This is a genomic window from Rhizobium sp. LjRoot30 (assembly GCF_964253915.1).
Classification (GTDB): domain Bacteria; phylum Pseudomonadota; class Alphaproteobacteria; order Rhizobiales; family Rhizobiaceae; genus Metarhizobium.
The window spans coordinates 1-22,486 of sequence record NZ_CAXUSG020000007.1; the positions used below are offsets into that span (position 1 = coordinate 1).

Sequence of the window (22,486 nt, forward strand, 5' to 3'; positions counted from 1 at the left end):
GGCTCTTCCGCTTCGGTCACCTGCCGTAGGCAGGTGTGGATTGAAACTGGTCAAGACGAAGACCGATAGAAACTCCACCAGTCACCTGCCGTAGGCAGGTGTGGATTGAAACATCGGCATCGCAGTCTAGCCCCATCCGCTTCGGTGTCACCTGCCGTAGGCGGGTGTGGATTGAAACTGGTGGATGCCGCCACGCACGATGGCGTTGGCCGGTCACCTGCCGTAGGCGGGTGTGGATTGAAACAGTGTCAGGGCGTTGAGCGTGTGCGGATCTTCATGTCACCTGCCGTAGGCGGATGTGGATTGAAACTGGAATTCGATTGACAGGGCGTGCCGTGCGGCAAGTCACCTGCCGTAGGCGGGTGTGGATTGAAACCCCAAGGCCGGCGTCGATCCGGCATCCGACCGCGTCACCTGCCGTAGGCGAGTGTGGATTGAAACGCGCTGGCCTGCCTGCTCACGTCCTGCGCTACCAGTCACCTGCCGTAGGCGGGTGTGGATTGAAACTGTCCTGCCTCGCCACCACGGAGGGCTCCGACCGGTCACCTGCCGTAGGCGGGTGTGGATTGAAACATCGATAGCGAAGCCGAGCGCCGCAAGCTCACGCGGTCACCTGCCGTAGGCGGGTGTGGATTGAAACCAGGATATCGCGGTCACGGCTGCAATGGGGATGAGGTCACCCGCCGTAGGCGGGTGCGGATCGAAACGAACAGGAACGACGCGAAGAGGTCATGCCTTGGCCGGGACAGGCATCATCCGGAAACTCTCCGGATGATGTTTCCCTTGCAGCGGTTCAGATTGCCCGCAGCGTCCAGTCGACGATCTCGGCCGTCACCTTGGCAAAGGCTGCATCCAGCGCGCGGATGAAGGCGGTGTTGCCGGCGCCGCTGGCGACGGGGGACGCGGCGGAGAAAATCTTCTGGGCAATCACGGTGCCGTTGCGGTCGTTGAGGATTTTTACGGAAATCTCGACATTCGCCCGGCGGCCTGCCGTATCGATCTCGAAGGCGCGGATATCGCTGACGATCTGGTAGTCGATTGCCAGCCCCTGCCCCGGCTTGCCAACACCGCCGAGCTTGCCGGTGTTTTCGAAAGCTTCCACCAGCTTGGCCTGGACCATACGCGGCAGCTTGTCGCTCCACTGCGCCTTCGACAGATATTGGATCTCGGCGCCGGAAACACGCACCAGCACCTGTTCGCTGCCAAGCGCGCTCAGCGCCGTCGGTTCGGGCACGAGGATCTGGCGGTTGCGGGCCGAAGGACCGTCGGCGGAAACGGCGGTGTTGAGGTCGAACGTATCGTTCTGGGCGCCGCCGCCACAGCCGGTCAGCAGTGCGGCAACCAGCGGCAGCACGACGAGCAGGCTGCGTTTCGGGCAACGACGCAGAACCAGTTGCGATCCGACCATGCTCTTCCCACCCTTCGTCGTTGTCACGCGCATCAATGCCGGTTCCGGCCGTTATAGGTCTTGACCGTGTCGCCGCCGAATATCAGCCGTTGCGGGTCGCGGTCGAAATTGCTGATCGCATCGTTGAGGCTCTCCACCGTACGGCGGGTTTCACCGACCAGCGTCTGCACGTCGCGCAGGCCAGTCGAGGAGAAACGTGCCAGATTGTCGGCAATCGGCCCGATACGGGCATTGAGATTGTCGGCAACGCTGCGGAAGGAGTCCAGCGTCTTGCGCGCCTCGGCAAACAGCGAGTTGGCATCACCCGACCCGAGCAGGCCATCGACCTTGGCGAGGATGCCGTCGACACGGCTGGAGGCGGCATTCAGCTTTTTGGCCATGTCGGAAACATCGGCGATCGTCTGGTCGATTTCCTGCTGCCGCTTGGAGATATTGTCGGTCACGCCGCGAATCGAGGCGATCGCCTGGCGCGCATCCGCAGTCGCCGTCGAGATGTCGTCGACCGAGCCACTGATCTTGGCCGTGTCCACCGCCGCCAGCAGGTCTTCGGCCTTCTTGAGCGCCCGCTCGGCCTCGGCGCCAAAGCGGCTGAACGTCTCCGCCGTCTGCCGGAAGGACTTGACCGTTTCGCTCAACTGGCCGCTCGACGCGGCAATGTCGGTGCTGATCTTTTCCGCATTGGCAACGATCGTGCGGATTTTTTCGGGCTCGACACTCTTCACCAGCGATTCAACCCCTTCGATGGTCGAATCGAGGCGGCCGGAAATGCCGGTGACGGTGTCGGAGAGCGATGCGACACTCTTGAGGAACTTGTCGATACCCTCGGAATTGGCCTTCAACGAGTCGGTGAACTGCTCGACATTGCGGACCGTGTTGGTCAGCGGGTCGCGGGCATCGCGCACAAAACCCTGAATGTCATCGATGGCATCGTCCGCCTTGCCCATGATCTTGTCGGCAGTGGCGAGCAGGTTGGTGACGCTCGACTGGTCGGCCAGCATGATCGCTGTCTGGCCCTTGTCGCGAGCCGCCTGCAGGATGTTTTCTTCACCGGTCTTGCCGCCGGAAAGCTCGACATAGGCCGCGCCCGTCAGGCCCTGGATTTCCAGCACTGCCTTGGTGGAGGTGTAGATCGGCGTGTCTTCCTTGACCTCGGCAAGCGCAATCGAGAACTCCGGCTCATCCTTGTCGATCGCCAGGTTGCGCACGGTGCCCACCGCGATGCCGTTGAAGCGCACCGGCGAACCGACGCTCAGGCCGTTGGCCGAGCCCGGAATGCGGATGATCAGGTCCGTCATCGGGCCGCCGCGGCCGTACTGGGCCATCCAGTAGACAAAGCCGAATGCGGCGGCGATCACCAGAATGGTGAAAAACCCGACGATGGCGTAGTTGGCTCTGGTTTCCATAGATCCCTATTCACTTCAATCCGTGGCGCAGCGTGCCGGAAACATTGCTGCGATCTTGCGGAACTATCGACCGCGCCCGTTTGCCGCGGAAGTAGGACTGGACCCAAGGGTCGTCGAATTCGAGCATGTCCTCGATCGTTCCTTCCACCAATACCCGTTTCTGGCCGAGAACGGCAATACGGTCGCAGACAGAAAAAAGGCTGTCGAGATCGTGGGTTACCATGTAGACGGTCAGACCCAGCGTATCCCTCAGCCGCGCAATCAGCTCGTCGAATTCGGCAGCGCCGATGGGATCGAGGCCGGAGGTCGGCTCGTCCAGGAACACCAGGTCCGGGTCGAGCGCCAGGGCGCGGGCAAGGGCTGCGCGCTTGATCATGCCGCCGGAGAGTTCGGAAGGATACTTGTCGGCCGCATCTGGCGCCAGTCCCACCATCTCGATCTTTAGGAGCGCCAGCTCGTCCATTAGCCATTTCGGCAGGTCGAGATATTCGCGCATCGGCAACTGGATGTTTTCCCGCACCGTCAGCGCGGAAAACAGGGCGCCGTGCTGGAAGAGCACGCCGAGCCGCATATCCAGCCTCATACGCTCTTCTTCATTGAGGGCGTCGTAGTCCTCGCCGAGAATATGGATCGTGCCGGAGCGCCGCGGCAGCAGCCGCAAGACAGTGCGCATCAGCACCGACTTGCCGGTGCCGGAGGCGCCGACGAAGCCCAGAATTTCGCCGCGATAGATATCGAGGTTGAGGTTATCGAGTACGACTTTCGGTCCGAAACCGACCGTCAGGTCGCGCACCGAGAGGATGGCTTCGCGCTCCGTTTCTGGCGTCTGCGATGTGTTTTCGTCCATCGTCACCCCCTAGAAATCGATCGCGGCGTAGAACATGGCAAACAGCCCGTCCACGAGGATGACGACAAAGATGGATTTCACCACGGAGGCGGTGACATGCAGGCCGAGCGATTCGGCACTGCCGCCGACCTTCAGGCCTTCCACCGCGGCAACGACGCCGATGATCAACGCCATGAACGGCGCCTTGATCATGCCGGAGACGATGGTCGACAGGTCGATCGCCTCATGCATGCGCTGCAGGAAGACGGAGAACGTGATGCCGGAATACCCCCAGGCGACCATCGCGGCGCCGAACAGCGAGGAGAAGTTGGCAAGGATGGTCAAGAGCGGCAGCGCGATCGTCAGCGCCACAAGCCGCGGAAAGATCAGCACGCCGACCGGGTTGAGGCCCATGACCAGCAGCGCATCGACCTCCTCGCGCATCTTCATCGAGCCGATTTCGGCGGTGATGGCGCTGCCGGAGCGGCCGGCGATCATGATGGCGGTCAAAAGCACGCCGATTTCGCGCAATTGCAGGATACCGACGAGATCGACGACGAAGACTTCGGCACCGAAATAGCGCAACTGGAAGGCGCCCTGCTGGGCGATGATGGCGCCGATCAGGAACGACATCAAAAGAATGATCGGCGTCGCCCTGACGCCCATCTGGTCGATCTGGTTGACAACGGACGCCGGCGAAACACCGCTGGCGCGGCCGAGCTTCATCTGCGCGCCGCGAACCGCCGAACCGAGAATATGCATGGCGGAGAGAAAATCGCTCCAGAAACTGTCGGCAAGTTTGCCCACCGGCTCGAAAAGCCGGGTGAACAGGCTGCGTTGCGGCGCCTGCTCCTCCGCCTTTTCCACTGTTTCCGGCAACACGGCGATCAGTTCCCGGAACCGGCCTTCGCCACCGGATAGCCGGACCGCGTGGCCATTGGCTTCGACAGTGCGGGAAAGCCGCCGGATCATCCAGGCGCCGGCGACATCCATGGCGGCAATGTCGGAGAGATCGATTTCCATGTTGTCGGAGGCTCGGTCGCGGCCGATCTCGTCCAGATCGTGCAGCACGGCGTGCAGGCCGGTGTTGGTCCAGCGCCCCCCCAGGCGCAAGCGGTGTCCCGCCCCGTCCGGCAAGCTCTCGATCTTCACATGTGCAGCAGAAGGATCGGCAGGCTTCAAGTCTCTTGCATCTTTCCAGGCTTGCGACAATCTCGCCGAGTCATACCGGCTTGATTCCTCCGTGTCATCGCGCGGGCGGGAAATAAAGCCGTTCTTGAACCTTTTTAACCGGTTGCCAGGTCGAAAATCATGGTCCGTCACCTCGAAACAACAGTCGCCGCCTTTCCCATCGCCGGGGCCTTCACCATTTCCCGCGGCTCGAAAACAGAAGCGCGGGTGGTCATGTGCGCCATTCATGCCGATGGCAGGACCGGCATGGGCGAATGCGTGCCGTATGGACGTTACGGCGAAACCATCGAAAGCGTGGTCGCCGCAATCGAGGCGATTGCCCCGCGCATTGCTGCGGGCATGGAACGGCAATCGCTGCAGGCGGAGATGCCGGCCGGCGCCGCCCGCAACGCCGTGGACTGCGCGCTCTGGGATCTGGAGGCGAAGCTTTCGGGGGTGACGGTGGCATCCCGGCTGTCGCAAACCGCTCCGGCGTCGCTCACCACCGCCTACACCATCTCGCTTGCGGAAGCGGATGTCATGGCGGCACAGACAAAGGCCGTCGCCCATCGCGCCCTGTTGAAAATCAAGGTCGGCACCGAAGACGATGAAAGCCGGCTGCGCGCCGTTCGGGCAGCCGCGCCTGACAGCGTCATCATCGCCGATGCCAACGAAGGCTGGACCGAGGAAAATCTCGAACGGCACCTGCAGATCGCCGCCCGCGAAAACATCGGCCTGATCGAACAGCCGCTGCCGGCTGGCAAGGACGGAGTGCTGGCGCGCATCCCGCGGCCGGTGCCGATTTGCGCCGATGAAAGCGTGCACCACGCCCGCGACCTCGGCGCACTGCGCGCCCGCTACGATGCGGTCAACATCAAGCTCGACAAGACGGGTGGACTGACCGAAGCGCTGATCATGCGCGACGAGGCCCGCCGGCTGGGTTTCAAGATCATGGTTGGCTGCATGGTTGGCACATCGCTCGCCATGGCGCCCGCGGTGCTGCTGGCGCAAGGCGCCGAATTCGTCGATCTCGACGGCCCGCTGCTTCTCGCCCGCGACCGCGAGCCGGGCCTCGTCTATCGCGACTCGCTCGTCTTCCCGCCGGAGCCGGCCCTCTGGGGCTGAAGATACCAGGCGACGATGACGCAGCCGAGACCGACGGCCGCTATCGCCGACATGACATAATAGCCGTGCAGGCCGAAAGCCGCATAGATATAGCCGGACGCGAAAGTTGCAGCTGCCATGAAGATGCCGTTGTAGAAATAGTAGGCGCCTTGCGCCGAAGCTTCCTGCTCCTCATGCACCGCATCGACGATCCGCCGCTGGATGCCGATATGGCAGAAGGCGAAGGTGAAGGCATGCAGGCACTGCAGCACGAAATAGCCGAGATAACCGATATCGAGCGGAAACAGCAGCCAGCGGCAGACGGCGATGGTCGCGCCGAAGCGGATCAGCGTCCAGGCGCCGAAGGTGCGGCTGAGCTGGCGTGCGAAGAAGAAGGCAATCACCTCCGCCAGCACCCCGGCGCTCCACAGAATGCCGACCGCAGTGCCGGAATATCCGAGCTGCGCCCAATAGATCGAGGCGAAGGCGTAGAGCATCGCATGCCCTGCCTGTACCACCGACGAGCCGATCATCACCAGATGCAGGTCGAAACGCGACAGCGACGCCCGCTGCCCGCTCTTGCCGGTGGCGGCAACGGCGCGGCGCGGCACGCGGCCGATACGCGGCGCCGCAAGTCCCATGGCCGACATGACGATGCAGCCGACCGTCATCACCGGTAGCACCATGGCGCCACCATAAAGGCCGATCAGGTGGCCGCCGACCAGCGTGCTGGCGATGAAGGCGAGAGATGCCCAGAGCCGCATAGAGCCATAATCGAAACCCCAGCGGCGCACGCCGGTGATCAGCATCGATTCCACCACAGGAATGTAGGGAGCAAACACCGCCCCCTGCAGCGCGAAAACCAGCAGGATCGGCCAGAAGCTCTGCGTCCAGAAGAGCGCCACGGCCGTCGCCAGACAGAGCAGGCCCGACCAGACGAGGATGCCGGTGCGCTCCTCCATGCGGTCGGCGAACATCGCCAGGATCGGCGCGAAGATGACGCGAACCACCATGGGCACGGCAAGGATGACGCCGATCTGGTGGTCGTTGAGGCTGTGGGTCTCGAGCCAGACCGGAAAGAACGGCAACACCGTGCCGTTGACGATCATCGGCGCGCAGAAAACCAGCGCGCTGCGCTGCGGAAACCAGCGGGGAGCGTCTTCACGCGCCGGTGCCTGACTTGCAAGACTCATGGAGTGGAACCTGTAAGGAGAGTGCCTCTTCCTAACACAGGCAACAGACCTCGCCTATGGCGAAAAATAGCCCTCAAGAAGGCGGGAATTTCGCCTCAGGCAGCCCGGTAGCTGATCGCCTTGATCGTGGTGGTCGGGTCCGGCTCTTCCGCCGTGCCGACCATGTTGCGCCAGGTGATCAGCTCGAAGCGGCCGTCCTCGTGTTCGGCGATCGCCGTGCAGCTTTCCACCCAGTCGCCGGTGTTGATATAGCGCACGCCGTCGATCTCCTCGATCACGGCATGATGGATGTGGCCGCAGATGACACCATCGGCATCGTTGCGCCGGGCCTCGTCGACGACGACGCGCTGGAACTCGCCGATGAAGTTGACGGCATGCTTGACCTGCAGCTTGGCCCAAGCGGAAAACGACCAGTAGGGCATGCCGAGCCGGCGGCGAATGCCGGCCAGCACCACATTGATCATGATCGCCATGTCATAGGCCCAGTCACCGAGATAGGCGAGCAGCCGGGCGTTGCGCACGACGACGTCGAACTCGTCACCGTGCAGAACGAGATAACGCCGGCCATCGGCGCCCTCATGGATCATCCGCTCGGCCACCTCGATGCCACCGAAATGCATGCCGGGAAAATCGCGCAGGAATTCGTCGTGATTGCCGGGGATATAGACGATGCGGGTGCCCTTGCGCGCCTTGCGCAGTAGCTTCTGGACCACGTCGTTGCAATCCTGCGGCCAGTACCAGCTCCGCTTCAGGCGCCAGCCATCGACGATGTCGCCGACAAGGATGATGGTATCCGCCTCATGGTGCTTCAGGAAATCGAGCAGGAAATCCGCCTTCGCCGCCTTCGAGCCCAGATGGATATCGGACAAGAACAGTGTCCTGAAATGTTTGACTTCCTGCTGCCCAGCCACGGATGTCATCCTTTGGTTCATGGAACTTTTGAAGCCCGTAAAACCAGAGTCTTGTTTCAACATGATGACAGGGGCTGGGTATGACCCAGGCGCGCCGAGCGAGCCACAACATCGACAAGCGCGAAATTCCCGATTGTATCGCCAAAACGATTGTTGCTATGAGGAACCAACTGAAAAGACACAAGAGGAAGGCGCGCCATGGATAACCACGAAAAATCAAAGGCGCCGACGGTTCCCGCAAGCGGCGACCTCGATGAACAGGCCCTGTTCTTTCACCGTTATCCCCGGCCGGGCAAGCTGGAGATCCAGGCAACCAAGCCGCTCGGCAACCAGCGCGACCTGGCGCTCGCCTACTCTCCGGGCGTTGCCGCCCCCTGCCTGGCGATCCGTGACAACCCTGAAACGGCGGCCGACTATACCGCCCGCGCCAACCTCGTCGCGGTGATCTCCAACGGTACCGCCGTTCTTGGCCTCGGCAATATCGGCCCGCTCGCCTCCAAGCCCGTCATGGAAGGCAAGGCGGTGCTCTTCAAGAAGTTCGCCGGCATCGACGTCTTCGATATCGAAATCGACGCTCTCGACGTCGAGCGGATGGTCAGCACGGTTTCGGCGCTCGAACCCACCTTCGGCGGCATCAACCTGGAAGACATCAAGGCGCCGGAATGCTTTGAGGTCGAGCGCCGGCTGCGTTCGATGATGAACATCCCGGTCTTCCACGACGACCAGCATGGCACGGCGATCATCGTCGCGGCGGCGATCCTCAACGGACTGGAACTCGCCGGCAAGCCGATTGGCGACGTCAAGATCGTCGCCTCCGGCGCCGGTGCGGCCGCGCTCGCCTGCCTCAACCTGCTGGTAACGCTCGGCGCCAAGCGCGAAAACATCTGGGTGCACGACCTCGAAGGCCTGGTCTACGAAGGCCGCGTCGAGCTGATGGACGAATGGAAATCCGTCTACGCCCAGAAGAGCGACAAGCGTCGCCTCGACGAAAGCATCGACGGTGCCGATGTCTTCCTCGGCCTTTCGGCGGCCGGCGTGCTGAAGCCCGAGCTTCTGGCCCGCATGGCGGAAAAGCCGCTGATCATGGCGCTCGCCAACCCGACGCCGGAAATCATGCCCGACCTCGCCCGCGCCGCAAGGCCCGACGCGATGATCTGCACCGGCCGTTCGGATTTCCCCAATCAGGTCAACAACGTCCTGTGCTTCCCCTATATCTTCCGCGGCGCGCTCGATTGCGGCGCGACGACGATCAATGAGGAAATGAAGATGGCCGCGGTGCGCGCCATCGCCGCGCTCGCCCGCGAAGAAGTGTCGGAAGTCGCCGCCAAGGCCTATTCCGACGAGACGCCGACCTTCGGCCCGAACTACCTGATCCCCTCGCCCTTCGATCCGCGGCTGATCCTGCGCATCGCGCCGGCCGTGGCGAAGGCTGCCGCCGACAGCGGCGTCGCGGCCCGGCCGATCGCCGATTTCGACGCCTATTTCGACCAGCTCAACCGCTTCGTCTTCCGCTCCGGTTTCGTCATGAAGCCGATCTTCACCGCGGCCAAGAATGCCAGCCAGAAGCGGGTTATCTTTGCCGAAGGCGAAGACGAGCGCGTGCTGCGCGCCGCCCAGGTTCTGCTGGAGGAAGGCACCGGCCAGCCGATCCTCATCGGCCGTCCGCAGATCATCGAGACGCGCCTGCAGCGTTTCGGCCTGCGCATCCGGCCGCATACGGATTTCGAAGTGGTCAACCCGCAGGACGACCCGCGCTACCGTGAGTATGTCGACGATTATTTCGCCCTCGTCGGCCGCGCCGGCATCAACCCGGAAGCCGCCCGCACCATCGTGCGCACCAACAACACCGTCATCGGCGCGCTTTCGGTGCGTCGCGGTGAAGCCGATGCGCTGATCTGCGGCGTGGAAGGCCGTTATGACAAGCACCTGCGCGACGTCAACCAGATCATCGGCAAACGCAAGGGCGTCTGCGCCTTCGCCGGCCTCAGCCTGCTGATCTCGCAGCGCGGCGCGATCTTCTTCACCGACACTTTCGTCAACGACAATCCGACGGCGGAAGAACTGGCGGAGACGACCATCCTTGCCGCCCAGGAAATCCGCCGCTTCGGCATCACGCCCAAGGCGGCGCTGCTCTCCCATTCGAATTTCGGTTCGCGCAATTCGGAAAGCGGCCGCAAGATGCGGCACGCTCTGGAGTTGATCCGCCAAAAGGCCCCGGATCTCGAAGTCGATGGCGAAATGCAGGGCGGCTCGGCCCTGTCCGAAGCACTGCGCAAGCGCGCCATGCCGAATTCGACGCTGACGGGCGAAGCCAACCTGCTCGTCTTCCCGACGCTCGATGCCGCCAACATCTCGCTCGGCATCGTCCGCACCATGATGGACGCGCTGCATGTCGGGCCGATCTTGCTCGGTGCCGCCCTTCCGGCGCACATCCTGTCGTCCTCCGTGACCTCGCGCGGCGTCGTCAACATGGCGGCCCTGGCCGTCGTCGAGGCCTCGCATCCCGTGGCACCGTAAACCACCCGGGAGCAAAAACCGTACCAGCCAGCCGCACCATGTTGCGGCTGGCTGCCGTTGCGGTATGATGGCATCGCTTGCAGAGGCGGTTCGTCCGCCACCTCTCGATCACCCTAACGGAGAAAAGCCCGTGTTGAAGTTTGGGCGTGTGTTTCCCGTCGTGTTCCTGACGCTGGTTGCGACGGTGCCGTTGCGCGCCGAGGCAAGAGCCGTGTGCGAAGAGCTGCGCGCCAGCCTCGCCGGCGCGCCGACGGTGATCGGTAATACCGGCGACGTGCGCCGCTCCGCCAATGCCATCAACCGGCTGAACCAGGAAATCCGCCGCCTGCGCAGCGACATGCGCCGCAGCGGCTGCTCCTCGGGCAGCATCGTCGTTTTCGGCGGAAACAGCGAAAATTACTGCATGCAGGCGGAAGCCGACCTCAACGACATGGAGGTCGAAAAGGACGAGTTGATGCGCCAGCGCTCCGGCCTGCGCAGTGGCCGTAGCGGCATATTGGCGGCATTGCGCGAAAACGGCTGCGACGAACCGGATCATTCCGACACGGCGCTGACGGAACCGCAGGACATGCGGGCGACGCTGGAAAGCGAAGAAGGTTCGATCATTTCAAACAACCGGGTTTTCGGCGCCGTCGATCGCCAGCCGACGAGCCTGTTGCCGCTTGAAGGGGAGCCTTTGCCTTTGGGCGAGCAGCTGCCGCTGCAACAGGAAGGCGGTCTCCGAACGCTGTGCGTCCGCACCTGTGACGGCGCCTTCTTCCCGATCTCCTCGAATGCCAGCAGCCAGAGCTTTCGCCATGATGCACAGATCTGTGCAAAGATGTGCCCGGGCACGCAGACGGAACTCTACTACCACGCCATGATCGGCCAGGAGAGCGCCGACATGGTCTCCGCCGAAACCGGCGCGCCCTATACGGAATTGCCGAACGCCTTTTCCTATCGCAACCGGACGAGCAGCAAGGATTCCGCCTGCGGCTGCAACCTGAATGCCTATTACGAGCAGAAGCTGAAAGAGAGCAACGCCGGCAAGCTGCCGAAGCAAACCAGCACGAAATCGGTGACCGAGATTTTCACCGAGACAAAACCCGAGACCCGCGGCACGATCGATCCCGTTCCGGAAGAACGCGCCTATGATCCGGCAAACTCGAAGATCCGGCAGGTCGGCCCGCAATTCCTCGGCGATGACAGCGCCGCCATTGACCTGAAGAACCCGAAGGGTTCGACGATCCAGCCTCTGCAATAAGCCCCACCAGGGCCGGTCGCCCCGGCAATCGCGTCTTCCGTCAGGCCGCGGCCGTGCTCGGCCGCATGATCGCGTCGCCTTCGTAGAGCACCGCGCGGTTACGCCCGCCGTTCTTGGCGGCATAGAGCGCCATGTCGGCGGCGTGGACGAAATTGCGGATGTTGTGGCCATCGCGCGGGAAGATCGCCGCGCCGGCACTGCCGCCAACCTGCAGCAGCAGGTCGTTGAAGACGATCGGCACCTGGGCATCGATGACGAGACCGGCGGCCAGCGCCATGATCGTCGTTTCATTGGCATTGGGGATGAGAACCATGAACTCATCGCCGCCGAGGCGGGCGACAAGGCCGGTATCGCCGACACGATCGCTGAAGCGTGCCGCCACGGCCTTCAGGACAGCATCGCCGGCGGCATGGCCGTGCTGGTCGTTGACGGACTTGAACTTGTCGAGATCGACGGCGAGCACGGCAATCGGCCCATCCGGATGCTCTTCCATCATTGCCGTCAGGCTTTCCTCGAAGGCTATACGATTGGCAAGGCCGGTCAGCGCGTCGTGTTTGGCAAGGAAACGATTGGTCGCTTCGCTCTTCTGCAAGGCGCGCACCACCGCGCCGAAACGCCAGGCGATGAACCCCATGGCAAGCGCGGCAAGCAGGGAGAGGATCGCCACCTTCGGCATGGCCGACTGCCAGATGAACGGTCCCGGCGCATTCGGTGACCACGCCACCAGGAACGGTCCGTCGGTAAAGCCCTTGCCGACAGGCGTATAGGCATCCGGCCGGTTCTTGTTTTCCTCGTCGGCGACAACATGCAGGTCTTCGACCGCCAGTCGCTGGCTCATCGAAGCAAACATCTTTTCCGAAATCGGCTTGACGGTGATCATGATAATCGGCTGTTCCGAACCGCGCGGAATGAACAGGGATTTCGGCACGACCGCCTGGGCGACGACGATGCTCATGCGACCGTCGACCACACGCATGTCGGCAGCATGGATGTAAGGCAAGGGAGCCGAAAGCTGGTCGCGGTCACCCTGAACCATCCGCAGGCGAAAACCATCCTTCTCCGGCTTGAGAGCAGCCCAATAGGACTGATTGGCCTCGTAGACGAGATCGTCGATCCAGAAGAGCAGGCTGTCGGCCTTGTCGGGCGACACGGTCTTGCCGTCATTGACGGCAAGCTTGGTCTGGTGTCCGGTTTCGCTGAAGACGATCCAGGAGAAACCGAAATCCGCCCAAAGCCAATCGTGGATACGGCGCTTGACGAAAGCATCGCCGAAGGATGGCGCCCGCGCCTCCTTGACCGTCTCGTCCCGGAAGGACAGTTCCGCCTGATATTTGACGACCTCGTCGATCTGGTGCTGGAACTGCTGCTGCACAAGCTTGCGTTCCGTCGAAAGCCCGAACTTGTTCGCCTGGTAGACGGAATAATCGAGAACGAGGAAGACGCTGGCGACGAACAGGAAAACGAAGACGGCGCAGGCGAGATAGATGCCGCGAACCATCCAGCTGCTGGTATTCGCAAAAACTCTTGCGCTGATCTCGCTCATCTCATCCCCTTGGGCCCGTCCGCCCCATTCGTTGTCGGGGAAACTAGCAAACAAGCGGGAAAAAACGCTTAAGCGCGATGGTTTTAAAAGACTTAATCCGTTTCCTGACCGTCGGCCGCCGTGTATCGGACATAGGCAAACTCTTCGCCGTCAGCGCGCCAATTCGGAACGTTAATGGTGCCCTGCCCTCCAAACAACGGAAACAGCGTGGTCAGATTGCCGCCGTCCATGTCCATCAACCTGAGGCGTACATGGCAATCACGAGGATGGTCGAAGACATCGGCATCGTAGGAGAGAATCAGCACCTTGTCGTTGCCGGGTGCCGGATGGGCGAACCAGTTGCCCTGATTGTCGCCGGTCACCTGCATGAGACCGGTGCCGTCGGGATGCATGCGCCAGATCTGCATCAGGCCGGTACGGCTGGAGTTGAAATAGATCCATCGCCCGTCGGCAGAATAGTCCGGACCGTCATTGCGCCCCTCGCCGTGGGTCAGGCGCAGTTCTTCGCCGCCATCGATGCCGATTGTGTAGATGTCGAAGACATCGTTGCGAATGCCGCAATAGCTGAGCCTCGCGCCATCCGGCGACCAGCCGTGCCAGTAAGAGGGCAGGTTCTTCGTCACCAGCCTCGGCGTGCCGCCTGCAGCCGGAAGGATATAGATCGCCGACTTGCCGAATTCGGTCTTGTCGGAAATCGCCAGCAGGCGGCCATCCGGCGAAAGACCGTGGTCGTTGTTGCAGGCGCGGGCAAAACCGGTATCCACCGGTGTCGGTGCCGCGCCATCGAGCGGCAGCCGGTAGATCAATCCATCGGCATTGATCAGCAGATGGCTGCCATCGGGCGCATAATTCGGCGCCTCCACTAACCGGTCCGTCTGCCAGACGATGCGGCTGCTTTTCTCACGAAGATTGTAGATCTCGACAGAACTGCGCATCTGCATCCTCACTCGACGGTGTTAAAGCGGTTGTTCAAAGGGTAGCGTCGGTCACTTCGGCCATTTTGCCACATCAATCCGACGCCCGGAAAAACACGCCGCCGCTTGCCTTCGGCACGATAAACCAGCCGCTCGATCCTGGCCACCTCATCGGCTGAGAAGCCGCGGGCGACGATCTCGGCCGCACCGAGGTTCTTGTCGATCAGGTATTCGAGGATACGCTCGATATCCCCTTCGCCGGGCAGGATGCCATTCAAGGCATGTTCTGAAACCAACGCGCCCGTCGGCCCCAAGGCATCCGGCGTCCGGTGACCGTTGCGCCAGCGGAGGAGATCACACACCCGCGTATGGAAAAAATCCCGGATCGGATAAAAAGCGCCGCATGTTCCGGCATGCGCACCAAAGGCACCGGTCGCAATGTCCGACCTGCCGGCCGACCCGACAATCATCGCCTCCAGGCCATCGGCAAGCGCGACAAGAATGGCGCCCCGCGCCGCTTCCAGCGGCCTCTCAGGTCCGGCATGTGGGACAAGACCCGCAAGCGAGGCCCCAATGCCCTGCAGCGCCGTATCGACGGGCACGACATGGTGCCGACAGCCGAAGGCGGCGGCGTTCGTCCTTGCCGTTTCCAGCAAATCGGGCGCAGCGGAGTGATCGGATAGGGTCACCATCCGCACCCGCTCCGCACCCACGGCATCGACAGCAAGCGCGGCGGAGAGCAGGGAACCGACCGTTCCGGAAAGCTCGACGACAAGGGTGCGCACAGCGTTTTTCTCGACATGGTCGCGCAGACCCAGCAGGCAGGCACGATAATCCGCTTCGTCAGGCCCCGGCAGATCCTCGATCCGGCTTTGTCGGCAGATCCAGCCTTCGCCGCCATCCTCCCAGTCGCAGATCGCCAAACCTTCATCGAACTGCGTCATCTGGAATGCCAGCGTCCGGTCGGCATTGAAGCCAAAGCCCGCACCGTCGAACACATGCTGGCCGTCGCCCCCAAGCGCGTTGGCGTAAACGATGGGCAGGTCCGTCTCGATCACCCGGCGCAAAGCCTGCTGGTGGCGGATATCGAGCATCTTGCCGCCATAGGCGGACATGGTGGAGACGACCAGCATGTCCGCCCCGCTTTCCGCCAGGGTTTCGCAGACATCGAGGTCGCCGGACAGGTCCTGCCCGATGACAATGCCGAGCCGAACGCCGCGAAACCCGACGGGACCGGTCATCGCGCCTGCAGAAAAATATCCGCTTTCTCCATGGTGCAGATCGACCTTGTCGCGGATCGCGATCACCAGGCCATCGTCGATCACGGCAACAGAATTGCGCCTTGCCGCGCCGTCTGGTCTCGGGAAGCCGATGACGATGCCCGGGCCGCCCTGCCCGGTGCAGCCGGCAAGTGTTGCGACAGCATCGGCGCAGGCGCCGAGAAAGCTTTCACCGAGCACGAGATCCCCGGGCGTAAATCCCGCCAGGAAAAGCTCGGCGAAAACCAGCAGGTCGGCGCCCTGCCGATGCGCTTCGTCCAGGGCCAGTCGTGCCTTTGCGAGATTGCCGGCAACGTCACCGGCGACGGCATTCACCTGGGCGACGGCGATGCGCAAGCTCTTCTGGTTACGGCTTTTTTCGTTCATGCCCACCGTTTAGCGCGCCGCCATTCGCTCCGCAATGCGGCACCCGCCCAACCTGGTCGTAGGCACCGCCCTTTCCTGCAGGAAAACATGTGCAACAGGCCGTTGAACCAGGGCGGTTCATCTAGCGTTCATGACGACCATGTGACAGTAATGCGAAACTTTTAAGAAACTTTAATAACGCTCCCGGAGAACAGCTTGGTCGAGTTTCTGTCTAAGGCAATGGCGGCTACCAGAACCGCCCGCCTTCCTCTTTACCGGCCTCAATCCCGGCGTAGCGAGCAGGCGCTTGCCATCGGTTATGCGCTCGGCAAATCGTTCATCCTGGCGCTGCTGATCCTGATCGCCGTAGAATGGATCGCTCGCGGCTCGACAACCGATATCGGCGACTTCATGACCTCGTCTGCCCGCCCGGGCATGACCTCGGTCGCGCTGATGACGATGCTCATCCTCTGCCTCGACGCCATCTTCGGACGACGCTACCAGTCGTTGCTCATCATCGTGCCGCTTGCCATCATACCGGCATTCGTCTCCCAGCAGAAGCAGCTGTTTCTCTCCGATCCGCTCTATCCCACGGATTTCCTGTTTGCCCGCCAGATCGTCGAACTGATGCCGGTGATGATCAGCCAGCGCCCCTGGACGGCAGTCGCGGTCTTCATCGGCCTGATCGCCTCGATCGCCATGATCGTCTATCTTTGGCTTTGTGCGTGGAAGCGCTTTCCGCAGCTCTCCGGCCGCTGGCGCGCCGTCAGCCTCGGCCTGACGCTGCCGCTGCTTGCCGGCTTTGTCTCGCTGATGGACTACAGCCAGTATTCCTGGCTGCGTGACCGGCTGCAGGTCATTCCGATGATGTGGGACCAGAAGGAAAACTATCGCCACAACGGCTTCCTTCTCGCCTTCGCCTTCAACGTGCCGATGGCCAATGTTTCCGCACCGGCAGGCTACGGCGCCGAAACCATGGCGAAGATCCCCGGAAAAGCCATGCCCTTCGGCACCGGCAGCGAGGATCATCCCGATGTCATCGTGCTGATGAGCGAGTCCTTGTGGGACCCGACGCGCCTTTCCAACGTCAAGCTCTCGCCGGACCCGATGCCGGTGATGCGTGAAAACCAGTCGGGCAACGTGTTCTCGCCCGAGTTCGGCGGCATGACGGCCAATGTCGAGTTCGAAGCGCTGACGGGTTTCTCGAACGCCTTCCTGCCCTATGGCAGCATTCCCTATCAGCAATATGTACGCCGGCCGATGCCGTCGCTGGCGACGTTCTTCCGCGGCGAAGGCTATGCCACCCGCGCCATCCATCCCTATCAGAGCTGGTTCTGGAACCGCTCGGAAGTCTACAAGGCCTTCGGTTTCGAGGAATTCAAGTCGGAAGAAAACCTGCCGGCCCTCGACAAACGCGGCTTCTTCGCTTCCGACGAGGCGCTGTTCAAGGAGATCATGCGCCAGGCCGACGGCATGGACCGCCCGTTCTTCTTCTTCTCGGTCACCTTGCAGGGCCACGGCCCGTATGAGCCGACCCGTTACGCCAAGAATGCCATCACCGTCGAAGGCAATCTTCCCGAGGCCGACAAGAGCACGTTGGCGACCTATGCGCATGGCGTCAAGGAAGCCGACGACAGCTTGAAAATGCTGATGGAGTGGGCCAAGAAGCGCGAGCGCGAGACGATCATCGTCGTCTTCGGCGATCACTTGCCGCCGCTCGGACCGGTCTACGTCAACAGCGGCTACATGCCGGAACAGGTCGCGACCCGCAAGGCGTCGATCGAAGTGATGAAGCGCGAGCATGAGACGCCGCTCATCGTCTGGTCCAGCCGCTCCGGCAAGAAGAACATCGGCACGATCAGCCCGGCGATCCTGCCCTATCACGTCGTCAAGATGGCGCGCTTCGACCATCCCTACTACACCAATTTCCTCGGCCGCGTTCAGCGTCGCTATCCGATCATCGACCGCTATCAGCTCGTTGCCCGCGACAACCAGACGAAACCCGACTGGCTGCGGGCAAAAGAACCGCTCGATCCGATGATGCGCGATTTCCGCTATATCCAGCACGACATGATGTTTGGCCAGCAGCACAGCGTCGATCGCCTGTTCCCCAGCCATGCTTGGGTGACCCGGCCACAAGGATGACGAGCATTGCCGGCGCGACTATCTGCCGTGCCGCATCTTCTTGAATAATCTCCGTTAAAGGGCTAAGGCCATTACCGGCGGCTGCTTTCCGGCACCGCTGCTCATGTGCCTTGTCCTATGGAGAACAGCGATGTCATTCCTTCCTGGCTTCGAGCATATTCGTTTCGGCCGGAAGCCCGAAGGCATCGGCGAAACCGAAAAACGCATCATCGAAAAAGCCAAGGACCGCATGATCGTCGCCACCGACGTCAATGCCGTGCTCTCGGCGCAGGAGAGTTTTGGCGAGCGGCTGTCCGATACCATCGCCCGCGTCGGCGGTTCCTGGACCTTCATTATCAGTTTTGCCGCCTTCCTGGTCGCCTGGGCGGTCATCAATACCGTCATCCTGATCGGCGATGCCTTCGATCCCTATCCTTTCATCTTCCTCAACTTGCTGCTCTCCATGCTGGCGGCGGTGCAGGCACCGATCATCATGATGTCGCAGAACCGCCAGGCGGCGCGTGACCGTTTCGAGGCGGCGAAAGACTACGAGATCAATCTCAAGGCCGAAATCGAGGTGCTTTCCCTGCATCAGAAGATCGACATGCAGGTGCTGGCGGAGCTCGCCGAATTGCGCAAGGACGTTGCCCGGTTGACCGAATTGATCGGCAAGACTTAATAAATTCCGCCTCTCCGTGAACACAATCAGGCCTTTGCCCGTTATGATCATATCGTTGCCTGCCCATAGAAGTTCGCCAATGCCCGATGAAGCATCCCTCGACCGGCTCCGCACACCCTCGCTGACCCGCGACCAGATCCTGGAGCATCCGCTTTTCCTGACGATCGAAGTCGAAATCGCCACCCATCTCGTCGGCATCCACGAGGAGACACCGCGCCTGGCGCGGCTGAAGGCTTCGCACCAGAAATGGATCATGACGCAGATGCTTTATGCGCTGCAGCTGGAGCGCGATCCGCTGGCAGCGTCCACCGGGCTGACGGCTTCCCGTCTCTACGATGTGCTCGCCCGTTACGCCGTGGTCAGCCGCAACACGGTGGCAAGCTACCTTGCCGAACTCGTCGCCTACAAGTTTCTCCGTGACGCGCCCGACAGTCAGGACAAGCGCAAACGCCCGCTGGAAATCACCGACGCGGCGGCCAAGGCGATGTACAGCTGGTTTCTCGGCCACATGGTCTGCCTGGACCGGCTGGATGGCGGCAACCGCGCTGAGCGCAGCGAAAGCGATCCGGCATTGTTTCGTCTTGGCCAGCCTTATGCAGCCAGAGCGTTGATCGACGATCCGGCATGGCGCAACCTGCCGGAAACGGTTTCTTCGTTCATCTGGGCGGAATCCGGTGGCATGGTGCTGCACGAACTCATCAGCCGCCTGCCCTCCGACAAGGAGGAGGACGGCCGGATATTCCTCGGGGAAATTTCAATTGCCGAGATCGCCCAGAAATATGCGATTTCCGCCACGAATGTGAAACGCATGTTCGCCCCCGCCGAAACCGCCGGACTGCTCGGTTGGGAGCGTCCGCGGCGGCGCGGACGGCTCTGGTTCTCGCCGCCATTCCTGCGGGATTACTTCTACTGGCAATCGGTCAAGTTCGCCGCCCTCGATGAGGCTGTGCATTGGGCCGAACAGCAATCACGCAGCGACACAGCCTCAGGGGTTACCCGCAACCACAAGGCCGGGTGATCCCTGCGCATAATGCGGCGCGTCGTCCGGTAGGTTGTAGAAATCGGCCTTGTCGGCGCAAAAAATGTGTTTGTCGACACGCAATCCTGTCGGCTGGTCGAAGCTGCCGGCGAGCACGGAGATGTAATCCTCCTTGTCGGCCTGCCAGAACAGCGCCGATCCGCAGGTCCGGCAGAAACCGCGCCGGGCAAAATCGCTGGCCCGGAACCAGGTGATGTTGTCCTCCCCCTCCAGTTCGAGATCGACGATCTGCACGTTGGTGGCGGCATAATAAAGGCCCGTCTGCTTGCGGCATTGCGAGCAGTGGCAGGCGATGACATTGCGCAGCTTGCCTTTGGTGCGGAAGCGGACCGTACCGCAGAGGCACGAGCCGGTATGGATTTCAGTCATTGCTCACCCTCGATGTTCTTGGAACTGCAAATCTAAGGTTTCGCACGCTGCTGTCAAACCCTCGCCAGCCCTTCTTTATCCCGCCTCAGAATGCCGACCGAAGGTGGTTTTCTAAAAATATATTCCCGTAAAAAGATTATTCGGCAATCGATTTTAAGGATTAATTAGCAAATGTGAAAGCAACATATGATTTCATTATAGTATACTAACTCAATCAATAGGAGATGACCCATGCCCCATCTTCGGAGGTTCTTCTTCTGCCGCAGGGGTGCCGCCGCGGTGGAATTTGCCGTCATCGCCCCCCTTTTCCTGATGACGGTACTGAGCCTTATCGGTTACGGCATCTACATTGCCGCCGCCAACTCGGTGCAGCAGATCGCCGCCGATGCCGCGCGCACGGCCGTTGCCGGCTTATCGGCCGAGGAACGGTCCCGGCTCGCGCAGGCTTTCGTTGACGACACCACGTTGCACTACGCCTTTCTCAGCCGTAACCGGCTTCAGGTGTCCGTGAAGGACGATCCCGCCAATCCCAATCAATTCATCGTCGCGCTCGACTACGATGCCTCCGACCTGCCGATCTTCAAGCTCTACTCTTTCGTCTTGCCGGATGAGCGAATCCGGCGCTTTTCGACGATCCGCATCGGAGGGATCTGACATGCGATTGAAAAACGCATCGCTCCGTAAATGGCAACACGACAGGAGCGGCAACATTGCATTGTCATCCGCGTTGATCGCGCCCCTCGTCATCATGATTCTCGGCCTCGGCGTCGATTTTGGCGCGCTCACCCTGCAGAAGCGACAAGCTCAGGGGCTGGCCGACATTGCCGCCATCGTTGCGGCCTCGCAGCTCGACCAGGCGGAAACGAACCTTGCCGAGCATTTTCGCACCAACGGCATCAATCTCGTCGTTCAATCCTCCCGCGGCTTGATCAAACCCGATGGCGAGATCCTGCCGGCCGGCGAGGCGATCTATCCCCATTTTGGCGGTATCGCCACCGTCGAACGCGGTCGTTATGCCGCCGATCCGAACCTGCCGGTCGACCAGCGCTTCGAGCCCGGAACCGCGCCGTTCGATTCCGCCCGCGTCAATATCGAGGAACCGGGCGAGGTCTATTTCGCCGGCATATTCTCGACCTCTCCGGTCGTCACCGCCAGCGGCGTCGCGGCAACGCAGAAATATGCCGCCTTCACCATTGGATCACGGCTTGCGAGCATCAATGACGGCCTGCTCAACGATCTGCTCGGTGGCCTCCTCGGCGCCAAGCTGACCCTCAGCCTCATGGATTACAAGGCGCTTGCCAATATCGACATCAACGCCCTCTCGTTCGTCGACGCGCTGGCGGTCCATGTTGGCCTGCAAGCCCTGAGCTACGAGGACATTTTGCAGCAGGACATCTCCTATGGCCAGTTTCTTGCCGCGCTCGGAAAGACGACCGGTGTCACGCCGTCCGTCGCGGCGATCCTCAAAGGCGTCGAACAGGCAATCGGAAAATCCAGTGCCCGGCTGAAACTCAGCCAGATCCTCGACCTGCACGCCATCGGCAGCAATCCCGTCGGCAGCCATCAGAACCTGATGGTCAAGGCCAACCTGCTGCAACTGGTGAATGCCGGCGCCGTTGCCGCCGGCGGCGGCAAACAGGTCGGCATCAACCTTGCCGGCAAAATTCCCGGCCTGGCTTCCATCTCGCTGACGGTGGCGATCGGCGAGCCGCCGGTCGAAACGCCGTCCATCAAGGTCGGAGACCCCGGGTCGATCGTCCGCACCGCGCAGACCCGCCTCCTCGTCGATGCCAGCATCGATGGCCTTGCCCTGCTTGCCGGCCTCAAGCTGCATCTGCCGATCTATGTCGAAATCGCCCATGCGGAAGCCAGGCTGGCGGATATCCGTTGCCTCGGCGGGGTGGGCACCAATGCCAACGTCACCATCGACACCGTGCCCGGCGTGCTGGAACTTGCCATCGGCGCGGTGGATACGAGTGCTTTCGCCAACTTTTCCGACAAACCGCGCGTCACCCCGGCACGCATTCTTTCCTCGGCCGCGCTCAAGGTGACGGCCATGGCGCATGTCAACACCACCAACATGAAGCCGACCCGCCTCACCTTCACGCCGGCCGACATAGCCGCCAACAAGATCCGCAACGTCTCGACCAAGGATGCGCTGACCTCGACGGTCAGCTCGCTGCTCGGCAACTTGACACTGGAAATCGACCTTCTCGGCCTGCCGCTCGGTACCCCGAAGGCGGTTCAAACAGCGCTCGCCAACACGCTAGCCGGCGTTACAGCACCTCTCGACGACCTTCTCTACAACACGCTGCTCATCCTCGGCGTGAAGATCGGTGAAGCCGACGTCAGCGTGTCCGACGTCCGCTGCCGCAACGCTGTTCTTGTGCAATAAAAAACCGGGCCTCGCGGCCCGGT

18 protein-coding genes and 1 CRISPR repeat array are annotated in these 22,486 nt (G+C 61.9%); of the genes, 8 read left to right on the forward strand and 10 right to left on the reverse strand.

Annotated features, from left to right (window positions below; all coding sequences use genetic code 11):
• Positions 1-15: 15 nt before the first annotated feature.
• Positions 16-707: a CRISPR direct-repeat array (repeat unit 32 nt; unit sequence GTCACCTGCCGTAGGCGGGTGTGGATTGAAAC).
• An 86-nt stretch (positions 708-793) separates the two neighbouring features.
• The 4 genes from ACSQ3I_RS15170 to ACSQ3I_RS15185 are packed head-to-tail and all read right to left on the reverse strand — an operon-like array spanning position 794 to position 4,819.
• A complete protein-coding gene (locus ACSQ3I_RS15170; protein WP_436000696.1) occupies positions 794-1,408 on the reverse strand; it encodes an ABC-type transport auxiliary lipoprotein family protein in 615 nt (204 codons plus the stop codon).
• A 32-nt stretch (positions 1,409-1,440) separates the two neighbouring features.
• Entirely contained in the window at positions 1,441-2,811 is a 1,371-nt protein-coding gene (locus ACSQ3I_RS15175) for an MlaD family protein (RefSeq protein ID WP_436000247.1), read from the reverse strand.
• A gap of 10 nt (positions 2,812-2,821) precedes the next feature.
• Entirely contained in the window at positions 2,822-3,658 is an 837-nt protein-coding gene (locus tag ACSQ3I_RS15180; protein ID WP_436000249.1) for an ABC transporter ATP-binding protein, read from the reverse strand.
• A 9-nt stretch (positions 3,659-3,667) separates the two neighbouring features.
• Positions 3,668-4,819: an ABC transporter permease gene (locus ACSQ3I_RS15185; RefSeq protein WP_436000251.1), complete on the reverse strand. Its 1,152-nt coding sequence runs from the start codon at positions 4,817-4,819 to the stop codon at positions 3,668-3,670.
• Between the two features lie 129 nt (positions 4,820-4,948).
• Here ACSQ3I_RS15185 and dgcA point away from each other — a divergent pair, with 129 nt between their 5' ends.
• Positions 4,949-5,932 carry an N-acetyl-D-Glu racemase DgcA gene (gene dgcA / locus ACSQ3I_RS15190; RefSeq protein WP_436000253.1) on the forward strand — a complete coding sequence of 328 codons (984 nt, stop codon included), beginning with the start codon at positions 4,949-4,951 and terminating at the stop codon, positions 5,930-5,932.
• Here dgcA and ACSQ3I_RS15195 read toward each other — a convergent pair.
• Together ACSQ3I_RS15195 and ACSQ3I_RS15200 are read right to left on the reverse strand one after the other, a co-directional pair.
• Positions 5,884-7,104, reverse strand: coding sequence for an MFS transporter (locus ACSQ3I_RS15195; RefSeq protein ID WP_436000255.1), 1,221 nt, complete (start codon positions 7,102-7,104; stop codon positions 5,884-5,886). The genes dgcA and ACSQ3I_RS15195 overlap by 49 nt on opposite strands.
• 95 nt (positions 7,105-7,199) lie before the next feature.
• Positions 7,200-8,024, reverse strand: a complete 825-nt coding sequence (locus ACSQ3I_RS15200; protein ID WP_436000256.1) for a UDP-2,3-diacylglucosamine diphosphatase — start codon at positions 8,022-8,024, stop codon at positions 7,200-7,202.
• A gap of 189 nt (positions 8,025-8,213) precedes the next feature.
• Here ACSQ3I_RS15200 and ACSQ3I_RS15205 point away from each other — a divergent pair, with 189 nt between their 5' ends.
• Together ACSQ3I_RS15205 and ACSQ3I_RS15210 are read left to right on the forward strand one after the other, a co-directional pair.
• A complete protein-coding gene (locus ACSQ3I_RS15205) occupies positions 8,214-10,532 on the forward strand; it encodes an NADP-dependent malic enzyme (protein ID WP_436000257.1) in 2,319 nt (772 codons plus the stop codon).
• A gap of 130 nt (positions 10,533-10,662) precedes the next feature.
• Complete coding sequence (locus tag ACSQ3I_RS15210; RefSeq protein WP_436000259.1) at positions 10,663-11,775, forward strand: DUF2865 domain-containing protein; 1,113 nt, start codon at positions 10,663-10,665, stop codon at positions 11,773-11,775.
• Between the two features lie 40 nt (positions 11,776-11,815).
• Here the strand turns inward: ACSQ3I_RS15210 and ACSQ3I_RS15215 are convergent, their stop codons facing one another.
• From ACSQ3I_RS15215 to ACSQ3I_RS15225, 3 genes are all read right to left on the reverse strand, one after another.
• Entirely contained in the window at positions 11,816-13,318 is a 1,503-nt protein-coding gene (locus tag ACSQ3I_RS15215) for a GGDEF domain-containing protein (protein WP_436000261.1), read from the reverse strand.
• A gap of 92 nt (positions 13,319-13,410) precedes the next feature.
• The gene (locus ACSQ3I_RS15220) at positions 13,411-14,253 is read right to left on the reverse strand and encodes a TolB family protein (protein WP_436000263.1); all 843 of its coding nucleotides are present in this window, start codon (positions 14,251-14,253) and stop codon (positions 13,411-13,413) included.
• Positions 14,254-14,261: 8 nt separating this feature from the next.
• Positions 14,262-15,878: a nitrilase-related carbon-nitrogen hydrolase gene (locus ACSQ3I_RS15225; RefSeq protein WP_436000265.1), complete on the reverse strand. Its 1,617-nt coding sequence runs from the start codon at positions 15,876-15,878 to the stop codon at positions 14,262-14,264.
• Positions 15,879-16,097: 219 nt separating this feature from the next.
• Between ACSQ3I_RS15225 and ACSQ3I_RS15230 the strand changes: the two genes are divergently transcribed.
• The 3 genes from ACSQ3I_RS15230 (at position 16,098) to ACSQ3I_RS15240 (ending at position 19,678) form a co-directional block, all read left to right on the forward strand.
• Entirely contained in the window at positions 16,098-18,002 is a 1,905-nt protein-coding gene (locus ACSQ3I_RS15230; RefSeq protein WP_436000698.1) for an LTA synthase family protein, read from the forward strand.
• Positions 18,003-18,132: 130 nt separating this feature from the next.
• Positions 18,133-18,660: a DUF1003 domain-containing protein gene (locus tag ACSQ3I_RS15235; RefSeq protein ID WP_436000267.1), complete on the forward strand. Its 528-nt coding sequence runs from the start codon at positions 18,133-18,135 to the stop codon at positions 18,658-18,660.
• 79 nt (positions 18,661-18,739) lie between these two features.
• Positions 18,740-19,678, forward strand: coding sequence for a hypothetical protein (locus tag ACSQ3I_RS15240; RefSeq protein ID WP_436000269.1), 939 nt, complete (start codon positions 18,740-18,742; stop codon positions 19,676-19,678).
• On the opposite strand, the gene ACSQ3I_RS15245 is transcribed toward ACSQ3I_RS15240, so the two are convergent.
• A complete protein-coding gene (locus ACSQ3I_RS15245) occupies positions 19,646-20,068 on the reverse strand; it encodes a GFA family protein (protein WP_436000270.1) in 423 nt (140 codons plus the stop codon). The genes ACSQ3I_RS15240 and ACSQ3I_RS15245 overlap by 33 nt on opposite strands.
• A 231-nt stretch (positions 20,069-20,299) precedes the next feature.
• Here ACSQ3I_RS15245 and ACSQ3I_RS15250 point away from each other — a divergent pair, with 231 nt between their 5' ends.
• On the forward strand, positions 20,300-20,722 hold the full coding sequence (locus ACSQ3I_RS15250; RefSeq protein ID WP_436000271.1) for a TadE/TadG family type IV pilus assembly protein: 423 nt from the start codon (positions 20,300-20,302) through the stop codon (positions 20,720-20,722).
• Between the two features lie 61 nt (positions 20,723-20,783).
• Positions 20,784-22,463 (forward strand): TadG family pilus assembly protein, encoded by a 1,680-nt coding sequence (locus ACSQ3I_RS15255; protein WP_436000272.1) that lies wholly within the window; start codon positions 20,784-20,786, stop codon positions 22,461-22,463.
• Positions 22,464-22,486 lie beyond the last annotated feature (23 nt).

Excerpts from the sequence above, each read along its gene's own strand:
- ACSQ3I_RS15170 (WP_436000696.1), bottom strand. The coding sequence starts at position 1,408 with ATGGTCGGATCGCAACTGGTTCTGCGTCGTTGCCCGAAACGCAGCCTG.
- ACSQ3I_RS15175 (WP_436000247.1), bottom strand. The coding sequence starts at position 2,811 with ATGGAAACCAGAGCCAACTACGCCATCGTCGGGTTTTTCACCATTCTG.
- ACSQ3I_RS15180 (WP_436000249.1), bottom strand. The coding sequence starts at position 3,658 with ATGGACGAAAACACATCGCAGACGCCAGAAACGGAGCGCGAAGCCATC.
- dgcA (WP_436000253.1), top strand. The coding sequence starts at position 4,949 with ATGGTCCGTCACCTCGAAACAACAGTCGCCGCCTTTCCCATCGCCGGG.
- ACSQ3I_RS15195 (WP_436000255.1), bottom strand. The coding sequence starts at position 7,104 with ATGAGTCTTGCAAGTCAGGCACCGGCGCGTGAAGACGCTCCCCGCTGG.
- ACSQ3I_RS15200 (WP_436000256.1), bottom strand. The coding sequence starts at position 8,024 with ATGACATCCGTGGCTGGGCAGCAGGAAGTCAAACATTTCAGGACACTG.
- ACSQ3I_RS15205 (WP_436000257.1), top strand. The coding sequence starts at position 8,214 with ATGGATAACCACGAAAAATCAAAGGCGCCGACGGTTCCCGCAAGCGGC.
- ACSQ3I_RS15215 (WP_436000261.1), bottom strand. The coding sequence starts at position 13,318 with ATGAGCGAGATCAGCGCAAGAGTTTTTGCGAATACCAGCAGCTGGATG.
- ACSQ3I_RS15220 (WP_436000263.1), bottom strand. The coding sequence starts at position 14,253 with ATGCGCAGTTCTGTCGAGATCTACAATCTTCGTGAGAAAAGCAGCCGC.
- ACSQ3I_RS15225 (WP_436000265.1), bottom strand. The coding sequence starts at position 15,878 with ATGAACGAAAAAAGCCGTAACCAGAAGAGCTTGCGCATCGCCGTCGCC.
- ACSQ3I_RS15230 (WP_436000698.1), top strand. The coding sequence starts at position 16,098 with ATGGCGGCTACCAGAACCGCCCGCCTTCCTCTTTACCGGCCTCAATCC.
- ACSQ3I_RS15235 (WP_436000267.1), top strand. The coding sequence starts at position 18,133 with ATGTCATTCCTTCCTGGCTTCGAGCATATTCGTTTCGGCCGGAAGCCC.
- ACSQ3I_RS15240 (WP_436000269.1), top strand. The coding sequence starts at position 18,740 with ATGCCCGATGAAGCATCCCTCGACCGGCTCCGCACACCCTCGCTGACC.
- ACSQ3I_RS15245 (WP_436000270.1), bottom strand. The coding sequence starts at position 20,068 with ATGACTGAAATCCATACCGGCTCGTGCCTCTGCGGTACGGTCCGCTTC.
- ACSQ3I_RS15250 (WP_436000271.1), top strand. The coding sequence starts at position 20,300 with ATGCCCCATCTTCGGAGGTTCTTCTTCTGCCGCAGGGGTGCCGCCGCG.